Here is a 26873-nt window from a genome sequence, read left to right as displayed (position 1 = left end):
ACCGGCGACGTAGATGTTCTCCGCCGCCGATCTGATCCACGCACTGCAGCGAAGACTGCAGCTCATCGCGCCGCACCTGCGCCGCAAGCCGGGCGACTTCCCGCCGGGCTGGCAGGCGTGGTTCGACGGCATGGCACAGCGCATGGGCGAGGTGCGCGGCGCGACCGCGGACGCCATCATCGCCGTGTTCCTGCAGCGACCGCTGGCCGAACGCCCGCGGCGCCTGCGCGACCTCACGCGCTGGCAGGCATTCACCACGCTGATGCGCCAGGACTGGTCGCGCGATGCCGACCGCTGGGACAAGTACGATCGCCGCACGCACTGGTTCGCGGCGACGTTCACGATCTTCTGGCACATCTTCTTCGGCGCGCTGCTGCTGTACCTGATGTACCTGCGCTTCATGGCCGCCAGCGCGCCGCCGCCGCAGGGCGAGGAGGTGACGATGATCGAGTACATCGGCACCGGCACGCCGGAGGAACCGGGCGGCGGCGCGAACGAACCCACGCAGCAGCCCGAGGCGACGCAGGCGCCCGCGCAACCTGCGCCCGCGCAACAGCCCACGCCCGCCGAACAGACGGCCGCCGCCGAACCCGCGCCGCAGCCACCGCCCGCGCCGTCGGTGCCGACGCCCCCCGTGCCGACGCCGACGATCGACGCGCCGCTGCCCGACGTCGCGCAACGCGAAGTGCCCGAGCCGCAACTCCCGCCGCCGGTGCCGCAGGTCGAGCAGGCCGTGACCGTGAGCGAGCCGGTGCCGGACGCGCCGCAGGTCTTCGTGCTGCCGCCCACGCGTCGCCAGCCGGCCGAGCCGACGCTCGCCGCGCCGGAGCTGACCACGCCGGTGCCGCCGGTGCGGACGGCGGAGGTCGCCGAACCGGTGCAGCCGGTGCGCCCGCAGATCGCGCCGCGCGACATCGCCGCGCCGGCCATCGAACAGCGCACGCGCGACATCGCGGTTCGCGAAATCCCGGCGCCGGTCGCGCGCGTGCCGACGCCCACGTTGCCCGAACCCACCGTGCCGACGCCGCAGGTGCGCGCGGCCGAGCAGACCGTGCGGACACGCGAAGTGCCCACGCCACCGACGCCTGCACCGCCCGCGCCAGCTCCGGCGCCGTCGGCTCCGGCGCCGTCCGCCGCCGCCCCGGCGAGCACCGCCGCGACCACGCCGGCGCCTTCGGCGAGCCAATCGCCGGCCGCACCGAGCACTGCCGCGCCGTCCGCCGCACCCGGTGCGGCGGCGCCTTCGGGTACCGCACCGCCCACCGCCGGTCGCGGCACGCAGCCCGCGACGGCGGGGGCGGGTCCGCGGCCCACGCCATCGCCGGGCACCTGGTCCACGCCGCGTCGCGGCGATGACTGGGGTGAGAGCACGCGCAACGCGCCGGGCGGACAGCGCGGCCTTACCCCGGGCCTGTACAACCGCGACGGCAGCCTGCGCGTGCCGGAACCCACCGGTTCCGCCTCGCCGGGCCAGCCGCCGGGCGCGATCACCCAGGAAATCCGCGACCTCGACCGCTCCGGCACCTGGCTCAAGCGCAAGCCGACCGATTTCGAACCCACATCGTTCGACAAGTACTGGGTGCCGGACGAAACCCTGCTCGCCGAATGGGTGCGCAAGGGCATCCAGAAGGTGGCGATCCCGATTCCCGGCACGAACAAGCGCATCGAGTGCGTGGTGTCGATGCTCGGCCTGGGCGGCGCCTGCGGCCTGAGCGATCCGAACCTCAACGACCAGGAAGCGCAAGCGCGCCCGCCGCCGGATATTCCCTTCAAGCCGGAACTGCAGGAAGACAACGGCAGCGTGAGGCCGTAACCGGCGGCGACATGCGATGACGCGCATTCAGCGCGTTCATCGCGCACGCGAAGTCTCGCACCCCTCACGAAGCGGCACCGGTCGCCAATCGCACGCGCCCCGACGATCGCACGCGCGTGCAGCGCCTCGCGCAAACCTCGACGGCAAGAATTTCGGCGCCGGAAAGATTTCTCGGCACTCGCACCCGCGCACGCCGTGCTGAAGCGTGCGCGCGCTGGCATGCGTTTTGCGGCGCGTTTTCGTAGCCGTCTCACGCTTCGAACCGTCACGCATGAATCCGCCTTCGCATCCACGGCTTGTTACGTCGTGGCTGAACGATGTCCGCGCAGTCTTTACATGCCGCGCGGCACAGTCCGCCTGCGAGCGCTTGCCGCTTCAAGCGCGCGAGATCCGCGACGCACGCAGCGCATCCGCGGTGCGGCGATACATCCATCTGCAGGGCATGCATCCACACAGGAGGGTAGTCCAGTGCCTGACGAGCGATCGGGAACCGGTGAATTGAAGGCCGTTGCGCAAGACGCGATGCGGCTCGGCGCGCGTGCCCTGGAAACGGGACGTGCTTGGTTGAGTGGAAGGAGAGGAACGATGAACGAACGTGATGTTTCCACGCGCTACGAAGAACGGCTGCGCCAGCAGCGCCATGAATCGGGGATGGGCGGCCGTTCCGATTACGGGCAGGGCGCGCGCCGCTGGGGCGCCGGCGAAGACTGGGACGACACCAGCTACGGCCGCACGCAGGGGCGTTATGCCGGCGATTACGAGACCGGCTCGGCCGCACGCATGGGCCGCCAGTACGGCAGCGGCATGGGCCGCGATGAACAGGACTGGTCGCAGGGCCGGCGCGAATCGCAGCGCTGGGGCGAGCAGGGCACCTACGGCGCGCAGGGCAGCAACGAATTCGAACGCTACGGCAGCAGCGAGTACGGACGCGACCGCGACTTCAGCGGCCAGTTCGGCGAGCGCGGACGCGGCGATTACGGCAGCAACCGCGAATACGGCAACCAGGGCTACACCAGCCAGGGTTATGGCGGGCAGAGCTACGGCCAGGGTTACGGCTCGCAGCAGTACGGCGACGACTACGGCGGCCAGGGCCGTAATCGCGCGTACGGCACCGAATACGGCAGCCAGCGCCGCTACGAAGGCCAGCAGGATTACAGCAACCAGCGCGGCTCCGGCACGCAGGCCTACGGGCAGGGCGAACGCAGCTTCGGCTCGCACGGCTATGGCAGCGGGCGCGAATATCGCGGTTACGAAGGCGGCGAATCGGGCCGTCGCGCCGGCAGCCGCAACTGGGAGCGCGGCTATGGCGAAGGCTACGGCATGTCGTCCGGTTACGCCGACGAACAGGCGTATGGCGGGCAGTACGGCACGAGTGGCTACGTGACCGGTTACGCCTCCGACACCGAAGGCGCGCAGTCCTTCGGCGCCGGCAGCCGTCATCGGGCGATGACCGGCATGTCGCAGCGCGGCCAGCAGGGGCGCAACTATCGCGGCATGGGCCCGCGTTCCTACACGCGTTCGGACGAACGCCTGCTGGAGGACATCAACGAGCGCCTGACCGAGGACGATTACCTCGACGCGACCGAGATCACCGTGCGCTGCGTCAATGGTGTGATCACGCTGGAAGGCACGGTCGCCGAGCGCTGGATGAAGCACCGCGCCGAAGACCTGGCCGATGCGAGCAGCGGCGTGAAGCAGGTCGAGAACCGCATCCAGGTGCAGTCGCAGCGTTCGGGCAGCGAACAGCAGCGCATGGGCGAATCGTCGACGACGCAGGGCCGCACCTCGGCTTCGTCGAAGCAGGGCGCCAGCAGCACCAGCGCGAGCGGCACGACCGGATCGTCCACCCGCGGCGGCGGCGACAACCAGGGTGCGTCGTCCCAGCACTGAGACGTGACGGTCACGCTGGGAATGCACGGAAAGGCCCGCGAATCGCGGGCCTTTCCATTGTGGAAGTCATTGGAGGAGTGAGAAGCGGGATGTCGGAAAGTGAACGGCGAGCGCCACCGGCCACTCCTCACTTCTCTCTCCTCACTCCTGCTTCTCCGGCTCCGTCACCAGGTCGCGGCAGCGCCGGCAGCCCGCCTCGGCGCGCTTGAGGTGTTCGCGCACGCGTTCCGGGTCCGCGCCGTGGTCCAGCATCGCCAGCGCCGTGGAGACGGCCATGGTGATCACGTTGAGTTCGTTGCGAAGGCCGTGCCGCCAGCGGCGTTCGGCCGCTTCGTCGAGCGGCGTGGTCGCGTTCACGCGTCCGCATCCCGCGCGCGCAGGCGCGCAAGCTGGTTGTGGATGGTGCGCACGCTCACGCCGAGCGCGCGCGCCGTGCGCGTGCGATCGTTGTCGAAGTAGGCGAGGGTGCGGCTGAGCATTTCGTGTTCGATCTCGGCGTACGTCATGCCGACGGTGAACGTCACCGAGCCCGGGTCCGCGTCGCTCGCGCGCATGCGTCGCGAATTCGGCCGCATCCGCACGATGCCGTCGTCGCTGCCAAGGAATGCGCGCTGCACCGCGCTGCGCAGCTCGCGCACGTTGCCCGGCCACGCATGGCGACGCAGGGTGCGGTCGGTGCCGTCGGCGAAACGTTTGTTGGTCGCATGGCGCACGTTGAGCAGGTCGAGGAAATGCTGCGCCAGCATCGGCACGTCCTCGCCCCGTTCGCGCAGGTTCGGCAGCGCGATGGTGAAATCGGCCAGCCGGTAATACAGGTCCTCGCGCAGCGTGCCGGCGTCGAGCGCGGCATGCGGATCGCGGTTGGTGGCCGCGACGATGCGCACGTCCACCGGGATGTTCTCGCTGCCGCCCACGCGTGTGACGGTGCCGGTTTCCAGCACGCGCAGCAGGTACACCTGCAACGCCATCGGCATCTCGGTGATCTCGTCCAGGAACAGCGTGCCGCCGTGCGCCTGTTCGAAGTAGCCGGCGTGGCGCGCATTGGCGCCGGTGAAGCTGCCGCGTTCGTGGCCGAACAGATGGCTGGCGAGCAGTTCCGGCGAGATCGCGCCCGCGTTCACCGCCACGAACGCGCCATGCCGGCCGCTGCGCGTGTGCACGGCGCGCGCGACGAGTTCCTTGCCGGTGCCGCTTTCGCCGGTGATCAGCACCGAAGCCTCGGAGGGCGCGACGCGTTCGATGTCCTCCATCACCTGCCGCATCGCCTCGCAGGCGCCGACCATCCCGAACCGCATCTGCGCGCTGCGCGAACGCGCGTACGCGGCGGCGGCCTGGGAGAGCAGGGCGTCGAACTGCTCCGGGCACAGCGGCTTCAGCAGGTAATCGTAGACGGGGCGCGACACGGCCTGGATCGCCGATTCCACCGACGGCTGGCCGGTGACGATCACCGCGTGGTCGTGTTCCGGGAGCGCCGGGTCGTCGAGCAGATCCATGCCGTTTCCGTCGGGCAGTTCCAGGTCGAGCAGCAGCAGATCGAGCGGCGGCAGGTGGCTGAACTGCCGCGACTGCTCGATGGAATGCGCCACGTAGGGCTGGAATCCGCGCAGGCGCGCGAAGTCGGCCGCGGACGCAGTGAAGTCGCGATCGTCATCGACGATCAACAAGGATGCCGGCACTGGAGATCTCCCTCTTGAGGCCGTCAGCCTATGCGCGTCGAAGTTAAGGCGCCTTGAAGAACGTTCAACGGCGAAGGAAACATCTTCACGCGAAGTGCGACGCCTTCACGCCGTGAAGGCGCGCAGCGGCGCACCTCGGTGTGCGTAGTGTCATGTTCGCGAAGATTTTTCACGCGTCCTTCGCGCGATGTCCCGTGGGACAGCAACATGGCATGCAAGTTGCTCATGCTTGTGATGTCGCACCGGTGAGGCCGGTTCCGACGCACCGCGCTGACCACAGACATTGCAGGGAGAGAGAGATGATGAACGCCAAGCTGTATTACGGGGAACATTCGACCGTGGTGGAAGCGGTGGATATCGACGAGGAGATCTCGTACTGGATGCGGCACTACCGCAATTACGTCCCGCGCTTCCGCAGCGAGGATTACCTGCCGGCGCTGAAACTCGGGCTGGACGCGTACCTGCGCGGCCACGGCCAGGACTTCGACGACATGGCCGACAACCTGCAGCTGTGCTACGTGCGGGTGCGCGGCAATTCGCGGCTGGACTGGAACGAGGCGCTGCCCGTTGCGATGGCCGCGTGGACGCGGCTGTCCGAGCGGCACGCGCCGCGTTCGTACGAACAGGAGCCGCGCTTCGGGTTCGCGACGATCCGCTGAAGGAGACGACGATACCGTCGTGTCGAATCATGCCGCACACGGAGGTGCGGCTGGAGTAATGCCCGCCCTTGCGGAATGACGAAGGCCTCAGCGCGGCGCCTTGCCCTCGAGCAACGCCCGCCCGCGCTCCAGGTGCATCGCCATGTGGTCGCGCGTGTTGTTGAGGAAATTGCGGACCGATTCGTCCTGCGCGGCGGGGATCAGCCGCGTGTCGAGCAGCGCCAACGCATCGACATGGCCCGCGACCATCGCTTCCAGCCAGGCGCGTTCGTACGCCGCGCCGGACTTCTCCGACAACGCATCGAGTTCCGCCTTGCCGCGGCCCACCAGTGCGTGCACTTCCGTCGTAATTTCCATGCCGATCGGCGGTTCGCCCGAAGCGATCGCGCGCAACGCCGCCAGGTTCTCGCTGTGCTCGCGGTGCAGCAGGTCGGCGTACTCGCGCACCGGCGCGTGCAACTTCTTTTCGCGCGCCTGTTCGGCGGCGGCGATCTCGTGCTCGTCCAGCGCGGCGACGAGCGCCAGCGACACGCCCTGCGATGGCGGCGGAGCGGGAGCGGGCGGTGGCCGGTCGGCGCTGGTGTGCGTGTCCGACGCCGTCGTGCCCGCGCCCGTCGCGTCGGTCGATGGCTGCTGCGACGCGGGCGGGGTCGTGTCCGCCGGCGTTGCCTGGTCGCGATGGCAGCCGGCGAACGCCACGGCCGCCATCGCGACGATCAGGAGCGGCGCGAAGGAGCGCATCGCGCGAACGTCAGTGAGGCGTCGCGACGCCCTTGACCAGCTCCTCGGTGGCGCCGTTGTCCGCGCCGTGCGCGAAGTCCGCCAGCGATACGAAGCCGACCAGCCGCTTGTCGCGGTTGATCACCGGGAGGCGGCGCACCTGCAGGTCGGCCATGTTGCGCGCGACGTCGTCGACGTCCTGGTCGTCGAAGCAGTAGCGGATGTCCTGCGTCATCACGTCGCGCACCGGCGTGTCGGCGTTGAGGCCGCGGGCGACGGCGCGGACGGCGATGTCGCGGTCGGTCACCATGCCGACCAGGCGATCGCCGTCGCCGACCGGCAGGCTGCCCACGTCCATGCGCTGCATCGTCTCGGCGGCTTCGCGGATGCTGCGGTTCGGCGCGGTCAGGAAGACGTCGGTGTTCATGATCTGCGCGACTTTCATGGGCGTGCTCCATTGCGGGGGTCGAAACCGGAACCTTCGCACCGGCGCGATTCGTCGCGCGTGAAGCCGCCGCACATTCGACGTGAATCCGCGACGGGCGGCCTCCCGCGAGCGGCTGCGCGCTTGAGCGTTCCCGCCGTCGCATGACAGGATCGCGCCGGTGAACGTTCCCGACGCCGACGACCTCCACCTTCGCGACCTCGCGCGCTTGCGCCGGGTGCGCGACCGCATGGACCGCGAGTACGCCAGGCCGCTCGACGTGGAAGCGCTCGCCCGTGGCGTGCACATGTCGGCCGGGCACCTGAGTCGGCAATTCAAGCTGGCCTTCGGCGAATCGCCCTACAGCTACCTGATGACGCGCCGCATCGAGCGCGCGATGGCGCTGCTGCGTCGCGGCGACATGAGCGTCACCCAGGTGTGTTTCGAAGTGGGCTGTTCCTCGCTGGGCACCTTCAGCACGCGCTTCGCCGAACTGGTCGGCATGCCGCCCAGCGCCTACCGTCGCCAACGGGGCGGGGCGGCCGACGGCATGCCTGCCTGCGTCGCCAGGCAGGTCACGCGACCGGTCCGGTCCGCACTGGTCAGGAATGAAGAAGCGCCCGCCGATGCGCCGGCCCTAGACTGAACGGGTGGACATTCCACCGCCTTCATCCAGTCAGGAGACCGACCCCATGGACCTCACCATCCACTCCACCTTCCTGCCGCACAACGATCCCGACGCGGCGCTGGGCTTCTATCGCGACACGCTCGGCTTCGAAGTGCGCAACGACGTCGATTACGGCGGGCTGCGCTGGATCACCGTCGGGCCGAAGGGCCAGCCGGAAACGAACATCGTGCTGACGCCGCCGGCGATCACGCCCGGCATCACCGAGCAGGAGCGGCGCACGCTCGTGGAGATGATGGCCAAGGGCACCTACGCGATGATCATCCTCGCCAGCCGCGACCTCGACGCCACCTTCGAGAAGGTGCAGGCGAGCGGGGCGGAGGTGATCCAGGAACCGACCGACCAGCCCTACGGCGTGCGCGATTGCGCGTTCCGCGATCCGGCCGGCAACCACGTGCGCATCAACCAGGTGCGCTGAGGGCGCAGGACACCCCGGTGTCGGGAACCCCGCCAATCACGTGCGCGGCCCGCGTTCCTCGCGCGGTCGCGCCTTGCGGTCGCGGAACAGCGCGCTGATCACCAGCGCCAGCCCCAGCGCCGTCGCGACCAGGAACAGCACCAGCGCCAGCCATTCGTAGCGGTTCGTCGTGCCCGGGCCGCTGCCGCGCAGCAGCATCGCCGAGGCGAGGATCAGCGCGGCGACCACCACGCCCGCGGCGATTCGGTTGGCGATCTTCTGCAGGTTCTCCATCAAACGCGATTCCTGCAGGCCGGTGATGCGCACCTGCAGGCGGTTCTCCGCGAGCAGCGACAGCGCCGCGGACAGCTTGCGCGGCGCGTCCTGCACCAGGCCCTGCAGTTCGACCGCTTCCACCGCGAGCGCGGGCATCGACAGCGAGCGCCTGATCTGCGCGGTGATCATCGTCGGCATGTGGCTCTCGATGACCTTCTGCACGTTCAATTGCGGCGCCAGCAGCCGGCACACGCCTTCCAGGTGCAGCAGCGTGCGGCCGAGCAGGCTGAGTTCGGGCGGCGTGCGCAAGCCGCACATCGCGCCGATGCGGGTGAGGTCGAGCATCAGCCGGCCTTCGGAATGGTCCTTCAATCCGGCATGCGCGGCGTAGCGCGCGATGAGCTGGCCGGATTCGCGCAGGTAGCGCTCCTCGTCGAAGGTTTCCAGCCGCGTGCCGAGCGCGATGACCTCGTCCGCCGCATCGTCGCCGCGGCCTTCCACCGCCGAGAACATCAGCTTCAGCAGACGCGTGCGCTGGCGCGGCGGCACGTGCACGACCATGCCAAGATCGATCACCGCGAGGCGGCCGTCGTCGGTGAGCAGCAGGTTGCCCGGATGCGGGTCGGCATGGATCTCGCCATGCACGAACATCTGGTCGAGGTAACCGCGCAGCAGCGATTCGCACAGTCCTTCCAGCGCGTCCGGCCGCACGCGCGAGAGGCCGTGGGCATCGAGCGGATCGCCGTTGACCAGGTCCATCACCAGCACGCGGGTGCGCGTGAGCGGCCACACCGGACGCGGGATCAGCAGGTCGGGGTATGCGGCCAGATGTTCGGAGAAGCGCTCCAGGTTCGCCGCTTCCAGCGTGTAGTCGAGCTCGCCCACCAGCGCCTTGCGGAACTCGTGCACCCAGTCGGAGAACCGCACGCGCTGGCCGAGCCCGGTGGTGTGGTCGACACCGGTGGCGATCGAATCGAGCACCGCGAGGTCCTGCCGCACTTCCTCCGCGACGCCGGGCCGCTGCACCTTCACCGCGACGGGACGACCGTCGAGCAACCGCGCGCGATGCACCTGCGCCAGCGAGGCCGAGCCCAGCGGCGAGGGATCGAACCACGCGAAAGTCTCGTCGATGGGGCGTTCGAGTGAGGTTTCCACCTGCGTGCGGATCGCATCGAATTCGACCGGCGTGACCTGGCTCTGCATGCGCGTGAGCGCGGCGAGGTACGCCGGCGGCACCAGGTCGGTGCGCGTGGACAGCGCTTGGCCGAGCTTGATGAAGGTGGGGCCCAGCGCTTCGAGGTCCTTCACGAACTGCTCTGGCCGCTGGTCGGCGACGTCGACCTCGCCGGCGACCGCGGTGGAGGAACGCAGGTCCAGCCCGGTGAACACGCCGGTGCCGCGATAGCGCATCAGGAACCGCAGGATGCGGCCGGTGCGCGCCAGGCCGTTGGCCTGCGTGCTGGTGGCATCGCGCGGCTTGGGAATCGCGGAGAGCGAGGGCGCGGGCAGGGCGTCTGGCATTCGATCGGGCTCCGTCGTGCGGGGGAATGCGGGTGTCGTTGCAACCCGCGTCCGCATGCCGCGGGTGGTGCGCTGCGTGCGCATGGAGCGTGCGTCGCGTCGCCGCGAACGGGCTCCAGCATAGGAGGACGGTGCTAAGGCTTCGTGAGCCCCGGCCGCCGCGCGCTTCACGCGCGGCGGCCGGCGTCAGTCACCCGCTCTTCGCGCCGGGATCGCCGTCGGACGGGATCCGCCGCTCCACCCACGCGATCAGCGTCAGCACGATCAGCGCCAGCACCGTCGCCAGCGTCGCGAGCAGGTGATAGCGGAAGCCGCACATCACGCCGATCACCGCGACCATCAGGATCGACGCCGCCGTGGTGATGCCCACCACCACCTGCGAACCGCGCCGCGCGAAGATCGTGCCAGCGCCGATGAACGACACGCCGGCGATGACGGCTTCGACCAGGCGCAGCGGATCCATCGTCAGGTGCTGCACGCTGTCGAGGCGGTGGTCGGTGATCACCAGCTGCCCCAACCCCACCAGCAGCGCCGCCGCGCCGCCAACCAGCATGTGCGTGCGGAACCCGGCCGGGCGGTTCTTCAACTCCCGCTCGAAGCCGACCGCGCCGCCCAGCAGCATCGCCAGCGCCGCGTCGCGCAGGACGAGCAGTTGCAGGGTCCAGTCCATCCACCCACGGTGGAAGCCGGGGCGTGTAGGCGCCGTCACGGACGGCCGGTGCGCTCCACACGCGCCGCTCACGACACCATTCCTACCATCCGCGGCACATCAGGACGGGAGCGGAGGACAGCACCATGGGCATCATCATCTGGTTGATCGTGGGTGGCATCGTCGGCTGGCTGGCCAGCCTCATCATGCGTCGCGATGCGCAGCAGGGCATCATCCTCAACATCGTCGTCGGCATCATCGGCGCCTTCATCGGCGGCTGGCTCGGCAGCATGCTGGGCATCGGCGGCGGCGACATCAACGACGGGAACTTCAGCATCGCCGGCCTCTTGCTGTCGCTGCTGGGCGCGGTGGTGCTGCTTGCCATCGTGAACCTGTTCACGCGCGGTCGCGCCCGCTGACGCATGAAGCACAAGCGGTTCCGCTTCGGAACCGGATTCCGCGTGGCCTTCGACGTGCGCAAGGTGCAGGCGGCCGAAATGGTCATCGCACCGGGCGATAGCGAAGGCGGTCCGGACAACCGGCATCGCGGCGCGGACCAGTGGCTGTACGTGGTATCGGGCACGGGGCTGGCGATCGTCGAAGGACGTCGCCAGCCCCTGAAAGCGGGCAGCCTGCTGGTGATCGAGCGCGGCGAGCGCCACGAGATCCGCAACACCGGGCGCACACGCCTGGCGACCGTCAATTTCTACTATCCGCCGGCATACGACCGGGACGAGGAGCCGTTGTCCGCAGGTCGCAAGTGAGGCGGGCCGATCAACGGGATCGTCGCGCGTACCACTGCGCGAGCGCGTCCGGCAGGTAATCGCCGACGTCGATATCGAGCGCGCGGTGCGCATCGAGCACGTCCAGCACCTGCTGGCGCAGCGCGTGCAGCATCTGCATGCGATCCAGATGCCCGGGTTCGCCTTCCACGCGATCGAGCACGGCCATCCCCCAGCCGAACAGCGCCGGCGCACGGGCCTGCATCTGCGCCTGGACCCAGCCGCGCAGCGGCGCGTGCACGGTGTGGCCGGTTTGGGCCAGGCCTTCGACCGCCTGGGCCAGCAGCGGATACGCGCCCCGGTACCACTCCGTCACCCCCGCCGCCTGCACGCGCACCGTGAGCGGCGCCGGCGCGCTGTGTTCATTGAGGCGATGGCCGAGTTCGAGTTCGAGTCGTCGTGCATCGCGCACCGTCTCGGTTTCCACCAGCAGGGCGCGGTCGAGGTCGAAGAACTCGAAGAAGCGCGGATGCAGCGCCTGCATGCGCTCCAGCGGCTGCCGCGAAAACCCCAGCTTGAGCAGGTCCTCGTACGCGCAGGGCAGCACGTAGAGGTGGCAGGCGCCTTCGCTGGCGCCGCGGGTGCGTTCGGGCTCGCTGGTGCGCAGGAAAGCCATGCGCCGATGATCGCCCATCGCGCGTGTACGCGCTCCGTCGCGTTCCGTCGCGACGCGATTTTGATGCGGCACTTCCGATGCTGGACGCATGGCACGTGCGCGCAAGATCCCGACGCCCCGGAACGGCAACGGCAACGGTGTTCCGAAGGACGAGGCGTGCATCGCCTCGGCGAGCGACGGCGGGCTGGTCTACGTGAGCGACGGCGAGCCGGGGCTGCGTCGCATGCGCTCGGGGCGCGGGTTCCGCTACATCGACCCCGAAGGCCGCACCGTGCGCGATGCGGACACGCTGGCGCGGATCCGCTCGCTGGCGATTCCGCCGGCCTATCGCGACGTGTGGATCTGCCGCCGCGCGAACGGCCACCTGCAGGCATGCGGTCGCGACGCGCGTGGACGCAAGCAGTACCGCTACCACCCGCGCTGGAAGGAAGTGCGCGACGCCCGCAAGTTCGATCGCATCGTCGCTTTCGCGGCCGCGCTGCCGCATCTGCGTCGCGCGTTGCGGCGCGACCTGGCGCGCGAAGGACTGGGGCGCGAGAAGGTGCTGGCGATCGTCGTCTCGGTACTGGCCGACACGCTGGTGCGCATCGGCAACTCCGAATACGCGCGCGGCAACCGCTCCTATGGCCTGACCACGCTGCGCAACCGCCACGTCGAATTCCTCCGCGGCGGTCGCGCGCACCTGCGTTTTCGCGGCAAGGGCGGACTGGAGCACGACATCGTCCTCGACGACGCGCGACTGACGAAGCTGATGCGCCGCTGCCAGCAATTGCCGGGGCAGATGCTGTTCCAGTACCTCGACGGCGACGGAACGCAGCAGCCGGTCGATTCGGGCATGGTCAACGATTACCTGCGCGACGCGATGGGCGCGGAGTTCACCGCCAAGGATTTCCGCACCTGGGGCGGGACGCTGGTGGCGATCCGCCTGCTCGCCGAACGCGAGGTGCCGCGCCGCGAGGACGGCGAGGTCAAGATCACCGCCATTCCCGCCGTGCGCAACGAAGTGATCAAGGAAGTCGCGCACCTGCTGGGCAACACCCCGGCGGTGTGCCGCAAGTCCTACATCGACCCGACCGTGTTCGAATGCTGGGAAGACGGGCGCCTGCAGCGTGCGGTGGCTGGTGCGCGTGGCGATCGCCAGTGGGAACAGGCGGCGCTGCGCCTGCTGCGGCGCAGTCGCAAGAGCGGGAAAGGCGGGAAGGGCTAGCAGCGGCAGGCGTTCACGCCGGCATGGTTTCCTGCGCGGACTCGGGCATCGCGATGGAACTGAGGTCGTAGCCGGTCAGGCGTGCGATCAGCTCGATGCCTTTCTGCGTCGGCTCCCAGCGCTCGTTCTCGAACACCGCCAGTCCCTGCATGGCCAGCCGCTGCATCGTCGGCGTTTCCATCAGCGCACGTTCCCAGCGGAACAACTGCGTCCGGTTCCGCAGCGCGAGCAGCGCGAAACGTTCGGTCTGGGTCAGCTCGGTGCCGGTGAGTCGACAGGCCTGGCGCATGGGCATACCGGAGGCGAAGTGGAACCCAGAATCCGCAACCGGCGTTTGCGGGCCTATCAGACGAGTCCGAAAGATGCGTGGTTGCCGCCGAAAGGATGGGAGCCCGCCAGCCGGAAACAAAAAGGCCCGCCGAAGCGGGCCTTTCAAGGTAATGGTGGAGGTGGGGGGAATTGAACCCCCGTCCGAAGGCACTCCATCCCCGGCACTACATGCTTAGCGCTCCGTTGGATCTCGCCCCCGGACAGCACGGCGCGCAAAGCGCATCCGAAGGCCAGCCTGTTTTGGGTTGACCGGGGGCTGACAGGCAACGGCCCCCGGCGATTCCGTGATAGTGACCCTACGCTGCGAGCACGGACACAAGCAGTTTCGGGGCTTAGGCCTTAAGCGGCCAGAGCGTAGTTGTCGTCGTTGGCAACTATGAGTTCGCAGCTGGATTTACGAGGAAAGCTACCCCCTCGGCATGCGCCAAGCGATTTCGCAACCCCCGTCGAAGCCAGTGCACCCCCGGGGACAGCTCGCGCTGACCCGACCAGTATAGGGGCGACGGTCGCGACCACAAGGGCCGCGCTGACGCGCGTTTGCGCACGTTCAAGCGGGGAGGCGCGTTCCGGCGTTTCCCGACGTTCCGGACGCCCGCTGCGACGGTGCCGCCGCTCAGGTGTCCTCGAGCAGCTGGATCAGCGCCCGCTGCTTCTTGCGCGGCAGCTTGCGGACCAGGCCGACCAGGCGCAGTTCTTCGGGGTTGTCGTACTTGCTGGGCTGCTCGCGCACGAGGTTCTTGCCCTCCATCGTGCCGCGGCCGGTGGAGATCCATTCGTAGCTGAGCCCCAGCTGCACCGCCATCGCGCGCAGGCGTTCGTTGGCGGGGATCGACAGCCCCAGCGACCATTTGCGGGCCGATTCGCGACTGACTTCGTAGTACTCGGCGACCGCGGCGGTGCGGCCCCGACCCTGCGCGATGCCGGCGTAATCCCAGACCTCGTGCAGGCGTTTGGCGAATTCCTTGTGCGGTGCTTTAGGCATTTCCCTACGCTCGAAACAGGAGAGTTCCGACACGCACATCAGGAGTGTGCGTCGTCGCAACTTATTGTTGCGCGGCCTGCAAGAAAAGCGCGCATTTATGGGTTGTTGAATGTGCCAACTGGCGGTGGTATCCAATGCCGCATGACTAACGAAATGGACGTCGCGGCCAATCCGGTCGAGCGATACGTAGAATGTTTCCCATCCTGTGGCGCGGCTGCGCAGGCAGCCGGCATCAGCACCGAAATGCTTCGGCGCATGCGCAAGCGCGGTTACGTCACCACGCGAAAACGTGCGTTGATCATGGCGCGCGCATGCAGTTTCCGTGTCGATGCTATCGAGCTGCTGGCGCTCTCGGGTGTGCGGCGTTCGCCACGGGGCCCGCGGACCTGACCGTGCATGTGATCGCCCACACGGTTTGCTCCGTGCCGTCAGGCTGAACGCGACAAAGTCTCGCCCCTGTATGCTTGGGGGATGAGCCCCGTGGCCGTTCGCGAAGACCGCACGCCCGACCTGTCCGAGCTGGCGCCACGCCGCGGCTACCTGCTGGCGTTGATCGTGCTGGTGGGCTCGCTGCTGCTGGTGTTCACGGCGTGGCATGCGGCGCGCGAACGCGAGTTGCGCGCGGCCGAAGCCGAGTTCATCAGCAAGACCGCCGAAGTCACCGAACTGCTGCGCCAGGGCATGACGAAGTACGAGCTGGTCGCGCGCGGCGGCGTGTCGATGTTCGCGTCGGTGACGCGACCGCGACCGTCGCCGATGCAGTGGCAGGCTTACGTCGACGGCATGGACCTGCAGCGGCGCTTCCCGGGCATGGTCGGACTGGGGTTCGGCGAGTTCGTGCCGGCCACGCGCCTGACCGACCTGCAGCTGGAATGGCGCGAGGCCGGCCACGGGCTGCTGCAGATCTGGCCGCGCGGGCAACGGCGCGACTACGGGCCGATCCTCTACCTGGAACCGAAGACGCCGGCGAACGTCGGCGCGATCGGCTTCGACATGTATTCCGAGCCGGTGCGCCACGCCGCGATGACCAAGGCGATGGAAACCGGGAACGCCACGCTGTCCGGGCCGGTGCACCTGATCCAGGACGGCTCGCTGCGCAGCACCGGGCTGCTGCTGTACCTGCCGGTCTATCGCGGCGGGGCGCGGCCGGCGACGCTCGCCAACCGGCGCGCCGAAATGCAGGGCTGGGTGTACGTGCCGGTGCGGATGGAAGGCTTCGTGCGCAACGCGCTGGGCCCGCTGCGCAACGACAACCAGTTCCGCGTGTACGACGTGTCGGCCGGCGAGCGCCTGCTGTACGCGACCTACGCGCCGAGCGACCGGCCGCCGCCGGCGTTCCGCCACAGCAGCACGTTCGAACTGTACGGCCGTCACTGGCGGGTGGATTTCGAATCGCCGCCGCTGGCGCAGGCTGCGCCGCGCCTGCTGGGGCTGCGCAACCTGCTCGCGCTGGGGCTGTTCTCGTCGCTGCTGCTGTACGCGGTGGCGTGGATGCTGGCGCGTACCGAGGCGCAGGCGTACCGCATCGCGGTACGCATGACCGAGGACTTCCGCCGCAGCGAGGCGCGTTTCCGCAGCGCGATGCGCTATTCCGCGATCGGCAAGGCGCTGCTGGACAGCGAGGGTCACATCGTCGAGGCCAATCCCGCGCTGGGGAACATCGTCGGACTGACGCCCGAGGCGCTGGTCGGCCGGCGTTTCGACGCGCTGTTCGAAAGCGACGAGCCGGAAATGATCGCCTACGGCCACGGCACCACGGACGCGCAGGGCGTGCATCGCGCGACGCGCCGCCTGCATCGCGAAGGCGGCGAGCCGCGACAGGCGCAGCTGACCTACGCGCCGGTGCCGGGAAACGTCGGTCAGGACATCGCCGGACTGGTGCAGGTGGAGGACGTCACCGAGCGCCTGCGGGCCGAGGCGCGCGTGCATGCGCTCAACCGGACGCTGGAGGCGAGGGTGGCCCTGCGCACCCGCGAATTGAGCCAGGCCAACCAGGAGTTGGAGGCCTTCGCATACTCTGTCTCACACGATCTGCGCGCGCCGTTGCGGGCGATCGACGGCTTCAGCCGCATCCTGATCGAGCGCCATTGCGCCGGCATGGACGAGAACGGTCGTGCGTACCTGGCGCGCGTGCGCCGCGCGGCGGCGCGCATGGGCGAGCTGATCGACGCGCTGCTCAAGATGTCGCGCGTGAGCCGCGGCGAGCTGCGCCTGGAACGCGTGGACCTGAGCCGGCTCGCCGGCGAGGTGATCGAGGAGTTGCGCGTGGGCGACCACCGGCGGCAGGTCGAGGTGGACATCCAGCCCGACCTGTTCGTGATCGGCGATGCGCCGCTGCTGCGCAACCTGCTCGGCAACCTGCTGGGCAATGCGTGGAAATTCACCCGCGACCGGCTCGACGCGCGCATCGAATTCGGCGCGGTGCCGACGGAGCAGGGGCTGGAGTACTTCGTTCGCGACAACGGCGCGGGTTTCTCGCAGACCTATGTCGACAAGCTGTTCCGCCCGTTCCAGCGCCTGCACCACAACGAGGATTTCGCCGGCCACGGCATCGGCCTGGCGTCGGTCAAGCGCATCGTCGAACGCCACGGCGGCAGCATCCGCGCGGAAGGCGAAGTGGGGAAGGGCGCGACGTTCTGGTTCACGCTGCCGCGCGAGAAGCTGGGCGAGTGATGGGCAGGCTTGTTGTAGGGCACAGACGACTCACGACATAGCGAAGCCGTACCACCCCCAAGTTGGGGGCGATTCGCGCCTCAGGCGCGAATGGGGGATGGAAGTGCGACGTGGGGCGCAAGATTCACATCGTGAATCTTGGGGATTTCCGGGCACCGCCCGGGAATCACGCGTCCTTGTTGTGACGCCGCATCACCCGCTGCTTCTCGCGTTGCCAGTCGCGCTCCTTGCTCGCTTCGCGCTTGTCGTGCGCCTGCTTGCCCTTGGCGAGCGCGACTTCGGCCTTGACCTTGTTGCCCTTCCAGTACAGCGCGGTCGGCACGATGGTGTAGCCGTCGCGCTGCACGCGGCCGATGAGGGTGTCGATCTCCGCGCGATGCAGCAACAGTTTGCGCGAGCGACGGTCGTCGGCGACCACGTGGGTCGAGGCCGAGATCAACGGCGTGATCTGCGAGCCGATCAGGAAGATCTCGTTGCGCAGGACCACCGCGTAGGCGTCGCCGATGTTGGCGCGGCCGGCACGGATCGCCTTCAGCTCCCAGCCCTGCAGGGACAGGCCGGCCTCGAACTTCTCTTCGAGGTGGTACTCGTGGCGGGCGCGCTTGTTCAGCGCGATGGTCCCGCCGCCGGCGCCCTTTCCCTTATCCTTGCCGGTCTTCTTGTTGGAATTCTTGGACATCGCGCCATTGTCCCCGAAAGCGGGGCCCGCGCGCGACACCAGCGCTTCGGGAACCGCCGCCGCATGCAGACCATCCGCCGTTCCGCCCTCGTCGAACACTCCGCCGCGCGCATGTACGCGCTGGTGAACGACGTGGCCGCCTATTCGCGCCGCTTCAGCTGGTGCGAGGCCTCCACGGTGCTGGAGGAGGGCAGCCAGGAGGACGGCACCGGGCGCATGGTGGCGCGGCTGGACATCGGTTTCGGCGCGCTGCGCACCTGGTTCGTCACGCAGAACACCACCCGCGCGCCGCACCACATCGACCTGAAGCTGGTCGACGGGCCATTCCAGAGCCTGGGCGGGCGCTGGGAATTCCACGCGCTGGACGAGTCGGCCTGCAAGGTGACGCTCACGCTGGAGTTCGAGCCGAAGGTGAAGCTGCTGGGCCCAGCGATGGCGGTGGGCTTCCAGAGCCTGGCCGACCGCATGGTCGACGACTTCGTGCGGGTGGCCGATCGCGGAGACGAGGCGTGAGGATCGAGGTCGTCCGCGCCTGGCCGCGGCGCTTCGACTCGGTCTGGCTGGAACTGCCCGCGGGCGCGACCGTGGCCGATGCGCTGTCGGCGGCGGGATGGCGGGACGAGCCCGAAACCGTCGGCTACGCCGTGTTCGGCGTGCGCGCCACGCGGGAGACCGAACTGCGCGAGGGCGATCGCCTGGAACTGCTGCGCCCGCTGGTGGCCGACCCGAAGGACGCCCGCCGGCGACGCGCCGAATCGACCAAAACAAAACCCCGGCCGTGAGCCGGGGTTTTCGTTCGTGCTTCCGTTCGCGGAACGGGGCGTTCGCGTAGGATCAGCGACCCTTCTTGCCCTTTTCCTTCGGCAGGTTGCGGCCGAACTGCTTGACCGTCTGGCGGGCCAGCTGTTCGTCCTGTTCGGGGAAGTAGTCGCCTTCCCACTTCACCAGGCTGTCGTTCTCGAACCACAGCGTGAGGTTCTTCTTCTCGGTGGTGCCGCGACGGTTGGTGCGCTGCGTGGCGGTGTAGTCCCAACGGTCGTGGTGGAACGGATCCTCCACCGACGGCGTGCCGAGCAGCAGCGTGACCTGCTGCTTGCTCATGCCGGTCTGCAACTGGTCGATGTTGGCCTTTTCCAGCAGGTTGCCCTGGTAGATCGGCTGCTTGTAGAGGATGCCGCAGCCGCTGGTGACCAAGGCAATGGAGAGGACCAGCAGGAGCTTGTGCGTGTGCTTCGGCATCGGTGTCTGCGACAGGCGGATAACGCCGCGATGATACACTGAAGGGCGTATCCACCAAGCGCGGAGTCGGGCGGACCAGCTTACCGGTCGGCCGTGTTCATCCGCCGTTCCGGCGCCCCCGGTCGCGCCGCTTCGTTGAGGGACCACCATGGAATCGCAAGACCTCCGCAAGGCCGGACTCAAGGTCACCCATCCGCGACTGCGGATCCTGGAACTGCTGGAGCAGGCCAAGCCCCGGCACATGACCGCCGAGGACATCTACCGCCACCTGCTCGAACACGGCGAGGACATCGGCCTTGCGACCGTGTACCGCGTGCTGACGCAGTTCGAGGCGGCGGGGCTGGTGCTCAAGCACAACTTCGAGGCCGGGCAGTCGGTGTACGAACTCGATCGCGGCCACCATCACGACCATATGGTCGACATCGACTCCGGCAAGATCATCGAGTTCGAGAGCCCGGAGATCGAAGAACTGCAGCGCAAGGTCGCGGCCAGGCACGGTTACGAGATCGAGGAGCACTCGCTGGTGCTCTATGTGCGGAAGAAGCGGTAAGAGCAGGGATTCGGCATCGGGGATTCGCAAGAGCGGCTCCCGCGAGCTTCCCGCGCCAAACAGAAAGCCCGCCGGATGGCGGGCTTTCTGTTTTTCCGAATCCCGGGTCCCGGCTCCTCACCCCACGTCGGCCAGCAACCGCTTCGCCGCCGCGCGCGCCTCGCGCGTGAGTTCCACGCCGCCGAGCATGCGCGCGAGCTCTTCCTCGCGTTCCTTCGCCTTCAGCAACTGCACCGCGCTCTGGGTGACGCCTTCGCTCTTGGCCTTGCTGACGCGGTAGTGCGCGTGGCCCTGCGCCGCGACCTGCGGCAGATGGGTCACGCAGAGGACCTGCCGGCTGGCGCCCAGGGCGCGCAGCTTCTGTCCGACGATCTCCGCCACGGCGCCACCGATGCCGGTGTCGACTTCGTCGAACACCATCGTTGCCACGGCATCCAGCCCCAGCGCAGCGACTTCGATCGCCAGCGAGATGCGCGAGAGTTCGCCGCCCGACGCCACCTTGCGCAGCGGACGCGCCGGCTGTCCGGGGTTGGCGGCGACCATGAATTCCACGCGCTCGGCGCCCTGCGGGTCGGGGCGTCCGGTGTCGAGCGGTTCCAGTTCGACATCGAACCGGCCGCCGCCCATGCCGAGTTCGCCGATCAGCGCGCTCGTGCTCGACGACAGATGCGCCGCCGCCTCGCGACGACGCGCGCTCAACACCTGCGCGACCTCGCGCCATGCGTGGCCGGCGGCGTCGATCTCGCCATCCAGCTTCGCCAGGCGCACGCCGGCGCCGCGCAGGGTGTCGAGTTCGGCGGCGATCGCGTCGCGCTGCGCGGCGAGCTGCTCGGGCGCGACGCGATGCTTGCGCGCCAGTTCGTGCAGGCGGCCCAGGCGGTGTTCGAGCGAGTCGAACGCGGCGGGATCGAGGTCCAGGTCGCTGCGCACGCGGTCGAGCAGGGCGAGCGCTTCGTCGATCTGGATCGTGGCGGCGTCGAGCATCGCATCGACTTCGCCCAGCCGCGGCTCGTGTTCGGCCACGCGGGCGAGGTCCGAACGCACGTGCTGCAGCGTGCGCGAAAGCGAGGGGCCGTCGTCGCCGCCGAGCTGCGCGAACGCGCCGTCGCAGGCGGCGATCAGCCCGGCGGCGTGCGCATGGCGGCGATGGTCGGCCTGCAGGCGGTCGATGGCGTCCGGCGAGAGGTCTTCGCGATCGAGTTCGGCGTGCTGGTGTTCCAGCCAGTCGATGCGGTCGGAGACGTCGCCCTGCGCGAGCAGCGTGTCGCGCTCGGCGAGCAGCGCGCTCCAGCGGGCGGCGGCGACTTCCACCGCGCGGCGTTCGGCCTCGGTGCGGCCGAAGGCGTCGAGCAGGGCGAGCTGGCTCGGGCGCGAGAGCAGGGCCTGGTGTTCGTGCTGGCCGTGGATTTCCACCAGCAGCGCCGCCAGTTCGCCGAGCTGGCCCAGCGTCACCGGCCGGCCGTTCACCCACGCGCGCGAACCGCCGTCGGCGCGGATCACGCGGCGGATCTGGCAGCTGTCGTCCTCGTCGAGTTCGTTCTCGCGCAGCCAGGCGGCGGCTTGCGGAACGTCGTCGAGGGCGAACTCGGCGACCAGCTCGGCGCGATCGGCGCCGTGGCGCACCACGCCGCTGTCGGCGCGCAGGCCGGAGATCAGGCCCAGCGCGTCGACCAGCAGCGACTTGCCCGCGCCGGTTTCGCCGGAGATGACGGTCAGGCCGGGACCGAAGGCCAGTTCGGCTTCGGTGACGACGGCGAATTGCTTGAGGGACAGGTGGACGAGCATCGGAGCGCGATTGTGCCCTGTGTGGGTTGCGGCTTGATAGCGGTGGGGCGTCTCACGGGTGGAGATCGCGACCGGGTTCCGTTCGTGCGCTGGTGGCCGCCTGTGGCTCGGGATGGCGGGCTCCGTAGCGTCCCGACTTGCGCCCCGTACCCAGCCGTCATATATCGCCGACATGAGCCGCAAACCCGCCGATCCCAGCCTCGACCCGCGCGCACGCCAGTTGCTGCGCACCCTGATCGGCCGCTACATCCGCAGCGGCGAGCCGATCGGGTCGCAGACGCTGGCCCGCCACGCGGGGCTGGACGTGAGTCCGGCGACGATCCGCAACATCCTGGCCGACCTGGAGGACGCAGGCCTGCTCAGCGCGCCGCATGCCTCCGCCGGAAGGGTGCCGACGCCGCAGGGTTACCGGCTGTTCGTCGATTCGTTGCTGCAGGTGCGCCCGCTGCCGGAGACCGACGTCGCGCGGCTGCGCGGCGAGCTGCCCGCCGGCTCCGGTACGCAGGCGCTGCTGGGCAGCGCGTCGGAGCTGCTGTCGGCGATGACCCATTTCGTCGGCGTGGTCAGCGTGCCGCGGCGCGAGCAGTTCGCGTTCCGGCGCATCGACTTCGTGCCGCTGGACGGCTCGCGCGTGCTGGCGATCCTGGTGTTCGCCGACAACGAGGTGCAGAACCGCATCGTCGCCACGCGGCGTCCGTTCGATAGCGGCGAACTGGAGCGTGTGGCGAACTATCTCAACGCGCATTTCGCCGGGCGCACCGTGGCCGACATCCGCGCCACGCTGGTTCGCGAGCTGCGCAGCGCGCAGGACGAGATGCAGCTGCTGCTGGCGCAATCGGTCGAGCTGGCCGAACAGGCGCTCGCGCCCGGCGGCGACGACATGGTGCTGGCGGGCCAGACCCGCCTGATGGGCGTGCAGGAACTGGCCGACCTGGACCGCCTGCGCGAGCTGTTCGAAGCCTTCTCGCGCAAGCGGGAGATCCTCCAGCTGCTCGAACGCACCGTGCAGGCGCCGGGCGTGCGCATCTTCATCGGCGAGGAAACCGGGCTGGCCCCGCTGGAGGGCATGTCGCTGGTGACCGCGCCCTACGTGGCGTCCGGCTCCGGCACGGTGCTGGGCGTGCTGGGCGTGATCGGGCCCACCCGCATGGCCTACGACCGGGTGATCCCCGTCGTGCAGGCCGCCGCCGATGCGCTCGGGGCGGCGCTGCATCCGGATCAGTAAACGCGCTGGAAACAGGCCGGTTCCCGGGCCGGGGCCGGCGGCTGGCCGGCGCCCGCCGCCGCATTCGTCTTCCATGTGCTGTCTTGAAACCCGTTGGGACGGCCCCATTGCTGGCCTGACGCGCCTTCGAGCGCGGTTGCAAGACCTTGAATTCCAGCAAGTTTGAGCGCCCCTGGCGCAGGGATGGAGCACCGCATGACCGCTAGCACACCTTCCGGCGAACCCAACCAGACCACCGGAGTGGCCCCCGACACCGAGACGCCCGACGCCGTCGCCACGCTGGCCGCGCAGCTCGAGGCCGTCCAGGCCGAGCTGACCCAGCTGCGCGAGGACTCGCTGCGCGAGCGCGCCGAACTCGAAAACCAGCGCAAGCGCATGACGCGCGACATCGACATGGCGCGCAGGTTCGCCAACGAGCGCCTGCTGTCCGAACTGCTGCCGGTGATCGACAGCCTGGAAGCCGGCCTGGCCGTGCAGGGCGACACCGCCGCCCATCTGCGCGAGGGCATGGAACTCACGCTGCGCCAGTTGTTGAAGGTGGCGTCCGACAACGGCCTGATCGCCGTCGATCCGGTGGGCCAGCCGTTCGACCCCGAGCGCCACCAGGCGATGAGCATGGTCGACGCCGCCGGCCACGCGCCCGGCGACGTGGTCCAGGTGTACCAGAAGGGCTGGGTGCTGAACGAACGCCTCCTGCGCCCGGCGCTGGTGGTCGTGGCCAAGCACGACTGACGCCTTGAAGCGGGGGCGCGAGCCCCCCAGATAACGCACATCGGCGGGACGCTCCGCCATACACCTTCAAGCATGGCGGCCCGCGCCGCCGCACAGTCAAAGCATCGAGAGGGAGCAACACCATGGGCAAGATCATCGGTATCGACCTGGGCACGACCAATTCGTGCGTGGCGATCATGGAAGGCGGCAAGCCGCGCGTCATCGAGAACGCGGAAGGCGATCGCACCACCCCGTCCATCGTCGCCTTCACCAAGGACGGCGAAGTCCTCGTCGGCGCCAGCGCCAAGCGCCAGGCCGTCACCAATCCGAAGAACACCTTCTTCGCCGTCAAGCGCCTCATCGGCCGCAAGTTCACCGACGCCGAAGTCCAGAAGGACATCGGCCTGGTCCCGTACAAGATCACCCAGCACGAGAACGGCGACGCGTGGGTCGAGACCTCCGAGGGCAAGAAGATGGCCCCGCAGCAGATCTCGGCCGAAGTGCTGGCCAAGATGAAGAAGACCGCCGAGGCCTACCTGGGCGAGACCGTCACCGAAGCCGTCATCACGGTGCCGGCCTACTTCAACGACAGCCAGCGCCAGGCGACCAAGGACGCCGGCAAGATCGCGGGCCTGGACGTCAAGCGCATCATCAACGAGCCGACCGCGGCCGCGCTGGCCTACGGCATGGACAAGAAGGGCGGCGACCGCAAGGTCGCGGTCTACGACCTCGGCGGCGGCACGTTCGACGTGTCGATCATCGAGATCGCGTCCGTCGACGGCGAAATGCAGGTGGAAGTGCTGTCCACCAACGGCGACACGTTCCTGGGCGGCGAAGACTTCGACAAGCGCGTCATCGATTACCTCGTCGAGGAATTCCAGAAGGACCAGGGCATCGACCTGCGCAAGGATCCGCTGGCCCTGCAGCGCCTGAAGGACGCCGCCGAGCGCGCCAAGATCGAACTGTCCAGCGCGCAGCAGACCGAAGTGAACCTGCCGTACGTGACGGCTGACGCCTCGGGTCCGAAGCACCTGAACATCAAGCTGACCCGCGCCAAGCTCGAGGCGCTGGTCGACGACCTGGTCAAGCGCACGATCGAACCGTGCCGCATCGCGCTGAATGACGCCGGCCTGCGCGCCAGCGAGATCAGCGAGGTGATCCTGGTCGGCGGCCAGACCCGCATGCCGAAGGTGCAGTCGGCCGTGGCCGAGTTCTTCGGCAAGGAGCCGCGCAAGGACGTCAACCCGGACGAAGCCGTGGCACTGGGCGCCGCGATCCAGGGCGGCGTGCTGGCCGGCGACGTCAAGGACGTCCTGCTGCTCGACGTGACCCCGCTGTCGCTGGGCATCGAGACCCTGGGCGGCGTGTTCACCAAGATCATCGAGAAGAACACCACCATCCCGACCAAGGCCTCGCAGGTGTTCTCCACCGCCGAGGACAACCAGTCGGCCGTGACCGTGCACGTGCTGCAGGGTGAGCGCGAGCAGGCCCGCTACAACAAGTCGTTGGCCCGCTTCGACCTGACCGGTATCGAGCCGGCGCCGCGCGGCATGCCGCAGGTGGAGGTGTCCTTCGACATCGACGCCAACGGCATCCTGCACGTGTCGGCCAAGGACAAGAAGACCAACAAGGAACAGAAGGTCGAGATCAAGGCCGGTTCGGGCCTGTCCGAGGAAGAGATCGCGAAGATGGTCTCCGACGCCGAAGCCCACCGCGAGGAAGACCAGAAGTTCCACGAGCTGGTGCAGGCCCGCAACCACGCCGACGCGCTGATCCACACCGCGCGCAGCGCCATCAAGGACAACGGCGACAAGGTGGCCGGCGACGTCATCGGTCGTACCGAAGGCGCGATCGCCGAACTCGAAACCGCGATGCGCGGCGACGACAAGGGCCAGATCGAGGCCAAGTCCAAGGCGCTGGAAGAGGCCGCGCAGTCGCTGTTCGCGGCGGCGTCGGCCGCTGGCCAGCCGGGCGGTCCGGACGCCGGTGCAGGCCCGTCGGGCGGCGCGAAGTCCGACGACGTGGTCGACGCCGAGTTCACCGAAGTCAAGGACGACAAGAAGTAAGACGGGAATAGGGAACCGGGAATTGGGAATCGTGAGGCGTCATCGCTTTCACTCTCCCAATTCCCGTTCTTGTGTCCGTAGGCTGCAGGGCCATCGCTTCGAACCATTCTCCATTCCCAATTCCCGATTTCCGGCTCCATGAGCAAACGCGACTACTACGAAGTGCTGGGCGTGGCCCGCGATGCCAGCGAAGAAGACCTGAAGAAGGCCTATCGCCGCTGCGCGATGAAGTTCCATCCGGACCGCAATCCCGGCGACGCCGCCGCGGAAGCTTCGTTCAAGGAGTGCAAGGAAGCCTACGAAGTCCTGTCCGACGGCAACCGCCGTCGCGCCTACGACCAGCACGGCCATGCCGCCTTCGAGCACGGCATGGGCGCCGGTGGCGCCGGTGCGGGCTACGCCGACATGGGCGACATCTTCGGCGACATCTTCGGGAACATCTTTGGCGCCGGAGCCGCGCGCGGACCGCGTCGCGGCGCCGACATCGGCTACGTGATGGAGCTGTCGCTCGAAGAGGCCGTGTTCGGCGCCGAGAAGACGATCGAAATCCCGACCCTCGACGAATGCGAGACCTGCGACGGCTCGGGTTCGGCCGACGGCAAGACCGAAACCTGCCAGACCTGCCATGGCCGCGGCCAGGTGCGTTTCCAGCGCGGCATCTTCTCGATGCAGCAGGCCTGCCCGCATTGCGGCGGTCGCGGCAAGACGATCCCGAACCCCTGCGCCGACTGCAACGGCCAAGGTCGTGTCGAACGCACCAAGACGCTGCAGGTGAAGATTCCCGCCGGCGTCGACAACGGCGATCGCATCCGCCTGGCGGGCGAGGGCGAAGCCGGTCCGGCCGGTTCGCCGCCGGGCGATCTGTACGTGGACGTGCGCGTGCGCGAGCACGAGATCTTCCAGCGCGACGGCGACGACCTGCATTGCGAAGTGCCGGTGCGCATCGCGCAGGCTGCGCTCGGCGACACCATCCGCGTGCCGACGCTGGACGGCGACGTCGAACTGCGAATTCCCGCCGAAAGCCAGACCGGCAAGCTGTTCCGCCTGCGCGACCGCGGTGTGAAGTCCGTCCGCAGCCGCAAGCCCGGCGACCTGTACTGCCGCATCGTCGTGGAAACCCCGGTGAACCTCACGCCGGAGCAGCGCGAACTGCTGGAGAAGTTCGAAGCCACCTTCGTCGGCGAAGGCGCCCGCCGCCATTCGCCGCGCGCCTCGACCTTCCTGGACGGCGTGAAGGGCTTCTGGGACCGGATGACGTCCTGAGCAACGCTACGGCAGGTCCGGCACGCGGGTGGGAAGTTCGCCCCGCTGCCGGGCG

General features: G+C 68.8%; 28 protein-coding genes and 1 other RNA gene. 16 read left to right on the top strand and 13 right to left on the bottom strand.

The annotated features are described in order from the left end of the window. The first annotated feature begins 13 nt into the window (after window positions 1-13). Both AC3ANK_RS10475 and AC3ANK_RS10470 read left to right on the top strand, forming a co-directional pair. Window positions 14-1813, top strand: coding sequence for a transmembrane repetitive protein (locus AC3ANK_RS10475; RefSeq protein ID WP_484171103.1), 1800 nt, complete (start codon window positions 14-16; stop codon window positions 1811-1813). 585 nt (window positions 1814-2398) lie between these two features. Then, window positions 2399-3703, top strand: coding sequence for a BON domain-containing protein (locus AC3ANK_RS10470; protein ID WP_484171102.1), 1305 nt, complete (start codon window positions 2399-2401; stop codon window positions 3701-3703). 141 nt (window positions 3704-3844) lie between these two features. Here AC3ANK_RS10470 and AC3ANK_RS10465 read toward each other — a convergent pair whose 3' ends face one another. Next, window positions 3845-4060, bottom strand: coding sequence for a hypothetical protein (locus AC3ANK_RS10465; protein WP_206860747.1), 216 nt, complete (start codon window positions 4058-4060; stop codon window positions 3845-3847). Then, window positions 4057-5379 (bottom strand): sigma 54-interacting transcriptional regulator, encoded by a 1323-nt coding sequence (locus AC3ANK_RS10460; RefSeq protein ID WP_206860746.1) that lies wholly within the window; start codon window positions 5377-5379, stop codon window positions 4057-4059. Before AC3ANK_RS10460 ends, AC3ANK_RS10465 begins: the two co-directional genes overlap by 4 nt. 299 nt (window positions 5380-5678) lie before the next feature. On the opposite strand from AC3ANK_RS10460, the gene AC3ANK_RS10455 reads away from it, so the two are divergent. Further along, window positions 5679-6038 (top strand): hypothetical protein, encoded by a 360-nt coding sequence (locus tag AC3ANK_RS10455; RefSeq protein WP_206860745.1) that lies wholly within the window; start codon window positions 5679-5681, stop codon window positions 6036-6038. Window positions 6039-6125: 87 nt separating this feature from the next. Here the strand turns inward: AC3ANK_RS10455 and AC3ANK_RS10450 are convergent, their stop codons facing one another. Both AC3ANK_RS10450 and AC3ANK_RS10445 read right to left on the bottom strand, forming a co-directional pair. Further along, on the bottom strand, window positions 6126-6779 hold the full coding sequence (locus AC3ANK_RS10450) for a DUF4142 domain-containing protein (RefSeq protein ID WP_484171101.1): 654 nt from the start codon (window positions 6777-6779) through the stop codon (window positions 6126-6128). 10 nt (window positions 6780-6789) lie between these two features. Next, on the bottom strand, window positions 6790-7203 hold the full coding sequence (locus tag AC3ANK_RS10445) for a CBS domain-containing protein (RefSeq protein ID WP_206860743.1): 414 nt from the start codon (window positions 7201-7203) through the stop codon (window positions 6790-6792). A gap of 160 nt (window positions 7204-7363) precedes the next feature. On the opposite strand from AC3ANK_RS10445, the gene AC3ANK_RS10440 reads away from it, so the two are divergent. Then, window positions 7364-7828, top strand: coding sequence for a helix-turn-helix transcriptional regulator (locus AC3ANK_RS10440; protein ID WP_484171100.1), 465 nt, complete (start codon window positions 7364-7366; stop codon window positions 7826-7828). A gap of 46 nt (window positions 7829-7874) precedes the next feature. Then, window positions 7875-8285 (top strand): VOC family protein, encoded by a 411-nt coding sequence (locus AC3ANK_RS10435; RefSeq protein WP_206860742.1) that lies wholly within the window; start codon window positions 7875-7877, stop codon window positions 8283-8285. A gap of 36 nt (window positions 8286-8321) precedes the next feature. Here the strand turns inward: AC3ANK_RS10435 and AC3ANK_RS10430 are convergent, their stop codons facing one another. Together AC3ANK_RS10430 and AC3ANK_RS10425 are read right to left on the bottom strand one after the other, a co-directional pair. Then, the gene (locus tag AC3ANK_RS10430; RefSeq protein ID WP_484171099.1) at window positions 8322-10061 is read right to left on the bottom strand and encodes an ABC1 kinase family protein; all 1740 of its coding nucleotides are present in this window, start codon (window positions 10059-10061) and stop codon (window positions 8322-8324) included. Window positions 10062-10251: 190 nt separating this feature from the next. Then, a complete protein-coding gene (locus tag AC3ANK_RS10425; protein WP_484171098.1) occupies window positions 10252-10731 on the bottom strand; it encodes an MgtC/SapB family protein in 480 nt (159 codons plus the stop codon). A 125-nt stretch (window positions 10732-10856) separates the two neighbouring features. Between AC3ANK_RS10425 and AC3ANK_RS10420 the strand changes: the two genes are divergently transcribed. Further along, window positions 10857-11129, top strand: a complete 273-nt coding sequence (locus AC3ANK_RS10420) for a GlsB/YeaQ/YmgE family stress response membrane protein (protein ID WP_206860739.1) — start codon at window positions 10857-10859, stop codon at window positions 11127-11129. A 3-nt stretch (window positions 11130-11132) separates the two neighbouring features. Further along, the gene (locus tag AC3ANK_RS10415; protein ID WP_206860738.1) at window positions 11133-11474 is read left to right on the top strand and encodes a cupin domain-containing protein; all 342 of its coding nucleotides are present in this window, start codon (window positions 11133-11135) and stop codon (window positions 11472-11474) included. 10 nt (window positions 11475-11484) lie between these two features. Here the strand turns inward: AC3ANK_RS10415 and AC3ANK_RS10410 are convergent, their stop codons facing one another. Then, entirely contained in the window at window positions 11485-12108 is a 624-nt protein-coding gene (locus tag AC3ANK_RS10410) for a GIY-YIG nuclease family protein (RefSeq protein WP_484171097.1), read from the bottom strand. Between the two features lie 88 nt (window positions 12109-12196). Between AC3ANK_RS10410 and AC3ANK_RS10405 the strand changes: the two genes are divergently transcribed. After that, window positions 12197-13315, top strand: coding sequence for a DNA topoisomerase IB (locus AC3ANK_RS10405; RefSeq protein ID WP_484171096.1), 1119 nt, complete (start codon window positions 12197-12199; stop codon window positions 13313-13315). A gap of 13 nt (window positions 13316-13328) precedes the next feature. Here AC3ANK_RS10405 and AC3ANK_RS10400 read toward each other — a convergent pair whose 3' ends face one another. The 3 genes from AC3ANK_RS10400 to AC3ANK_RS10390 form a co-directional block, all read right to left on the bottom strand. Beyond that, complete coding sequence (locus AC3ANK_RS10400) at window positions 13329-13604, bottom strand: hypothetical protein (protein WP_206860735.1); 276 nt, start codon at window positions 13602-13604, stop codon at window positions 13329-13331. A gap of 152 nt (window positions 13605-13756) precedes the next feature. Continuing rightward, window positions 13757-14110: a transfer-messenger RNA gene (gene ssrA, locus AC3ANK_RS10395) on the bottom strand. 148 nt (window positions 14111-14258) lie between these two features. After that, window positions 14259-14627 (bottom strand): hypothetical protein, encoded by a 369-nt coding sequence (locus tag AC3ANK_RS10390; RefSeq protein ID WP_206860734.1) that lies wholly within the window; start codon window positions 14625-14627, stop codon window positions 14259-14261. Between the two features lie 480 nt (window positions 14628-15107). On the opposite strand from AC3ANK_RS10390, the gene AC3ANK_RS10385 reads away from it, so the two are divergent. Next, on the top strand, window positions 15108-17300 hold the full coding sequence (locus AC3ANK_RS10385; protein WP_484171095.1) for a CHASE domain-containing protein: 2193 nt from the start codon (window positions 15108-15110) through the stop codon (window positions 17298-17300). A 166-nt stretch (window positions 17301-17466) separates the two neighbouring features. Here the strand turns inward: AC3ANK_RS10385 and smpB are convergent, their stop codons facing one another. Beyond that, complete coding sequence (gene smpB, locus AC3ANK_RS10380; RefSeq protein WP_206860732.1) at window positions 17467-17979, bottom strand: SsrA-binding protein SmpB; 513 nt, start codon at window positions 17977-17979, stop codon at window positions 17467-17469. Between the two features lie 63 nt (window positions 17980-18042). On the opposite strand from smpB, the gene AC3ANK_RS10375 reads away from it, so the two are divergent. After that, window positions 18043-18492 carry a type II toxin-antitoxin system RatA family toxin gene (locus tag AC3ANK_RS10375; RefSeq protein WP_206860731.1) on the top strand — a complete coding sequence of 150 codons (450 nt, stop codon included), beginning with the start codon at window positions 18043-18045 and terminating at the stop codon, window positions 18490-18492. Further along, window positions 18489-18761: an RnfH family protein gene (locus AC3ANK_RS10370; RefSeq protein WP_206860730.1), complete on the top strand. Its 273-nt coding sequence runs from the start codon at window positions 18489-18491 to the stop codon at window positions 18759-18761. The genes AC3ANK_RS10375 and AC3ANK_RS10370 overlap by 4 nt, the downstream gene beginning before the upstream one ends. Before the next feature lie 52 nt (window positions 18762-18813). On the opposite strand, the gene AC3ANK_RS10365 is transcribed toward AC3ANK_RS10370, so the two are convergent. Beyond that, window positions 18814-19218, bottom strand: coding sequence for an outer membrane protein assembly factor BamE (locus AC3ANK_RS10365; protein WP_206860729.1), 405 nt, complete (start codon window positions 19216-19218; stop codon window positions 18814-18816). 148 nt (window positions 19219-19366) lie between these two features. Between AC3ANK_RS10365 and fur the strand changes: the two genes are divergently transcribed. Further along, entirely contained in the window at window positions 19367-19768 is a 402-nt protein-coding gene (fur, locus tag AC3ANK_RS10360; protein WP_206860728.1) for a ferric iron uptake transcriptional regulator, read from the top strand. 117 nt (window positions 19769-19885) lie between these two features. Here fur and recN read toward each other — a convergent pair whose 3' ends face one another. Beyond that, window positions 19886-21553, bottom strand: coding sequence for a DNA repair protein RecN (recN, locus tag AC3ANK_RS10355; protein ID WP_206860727.1), 1668 nt, complete (start codon window positions 21551-21553; stop codon window positions 19886-19888). A gap of 172 nt (window positions 21554-21725) precedes the next feature. On the opposite strand from recN, the gene hrcA reads away from it, so the two are divergent. From hrcA to dnaJ, 4 genes are all read left to right on the top strand, one after another. Beyond that, complete coding sequence (hrcA, locus tag AC3ANK_RS10350) at window positions 21726-22778, top strand: heat-inducible transcriptional repressor HrcA (RefSeq protein WP_206860726.1); 1053 nt, start codon at window positions 21726-21728, stop codon at window positions 22776-22778. Between the two features lie 195 nt (window positions 22779-22973). Beyond that, entirely contained in the window at window positions 22974-23510 is a 537-nt protein-coding gene (grpE, locus tag AC3ANK_RS10345; RefSeq protein ID WP_206860725.1) for a nucleotide exchange factor GrpE, read from the top strand. A 122-nt stretch (window positions 23511-23632) separates the two neighbouring features. Continuing rightward, window positions 23633-25555, top strand: coding sequence for a molecular chaperone DnaK (gene dnaK / locus AC3ANK_RS10340; RefSeq protein WP_484171094.1), 1923 nt, complete (start codon window positions 23633-23635; stop codon window positions 25553-25555). A gap of 138 nt (window positions 25556-25693) precedes the next feature. Continuing rightward, the gene (gene dnaJ / locus AC3ANK_RS10335) at window positions 25694-26818 is read left to right on the top strand and encodes a molecular chaperone DnaJ (protein WP_484171093.1); all 1125 of its coding nucleotides are present in this window, start codon (window positions 25694-25696) and stop codon (window positions 26816-26818) included. Window positions 26819-26873 lie beyond the last annotated feature (55 nt).

This window comes from Lysobacter sp. SCRH-1R (genome assembly GCF_057747855.1).
This window is presented reverse-complemented; position numbering and strand designations above follow the sequence as displayed.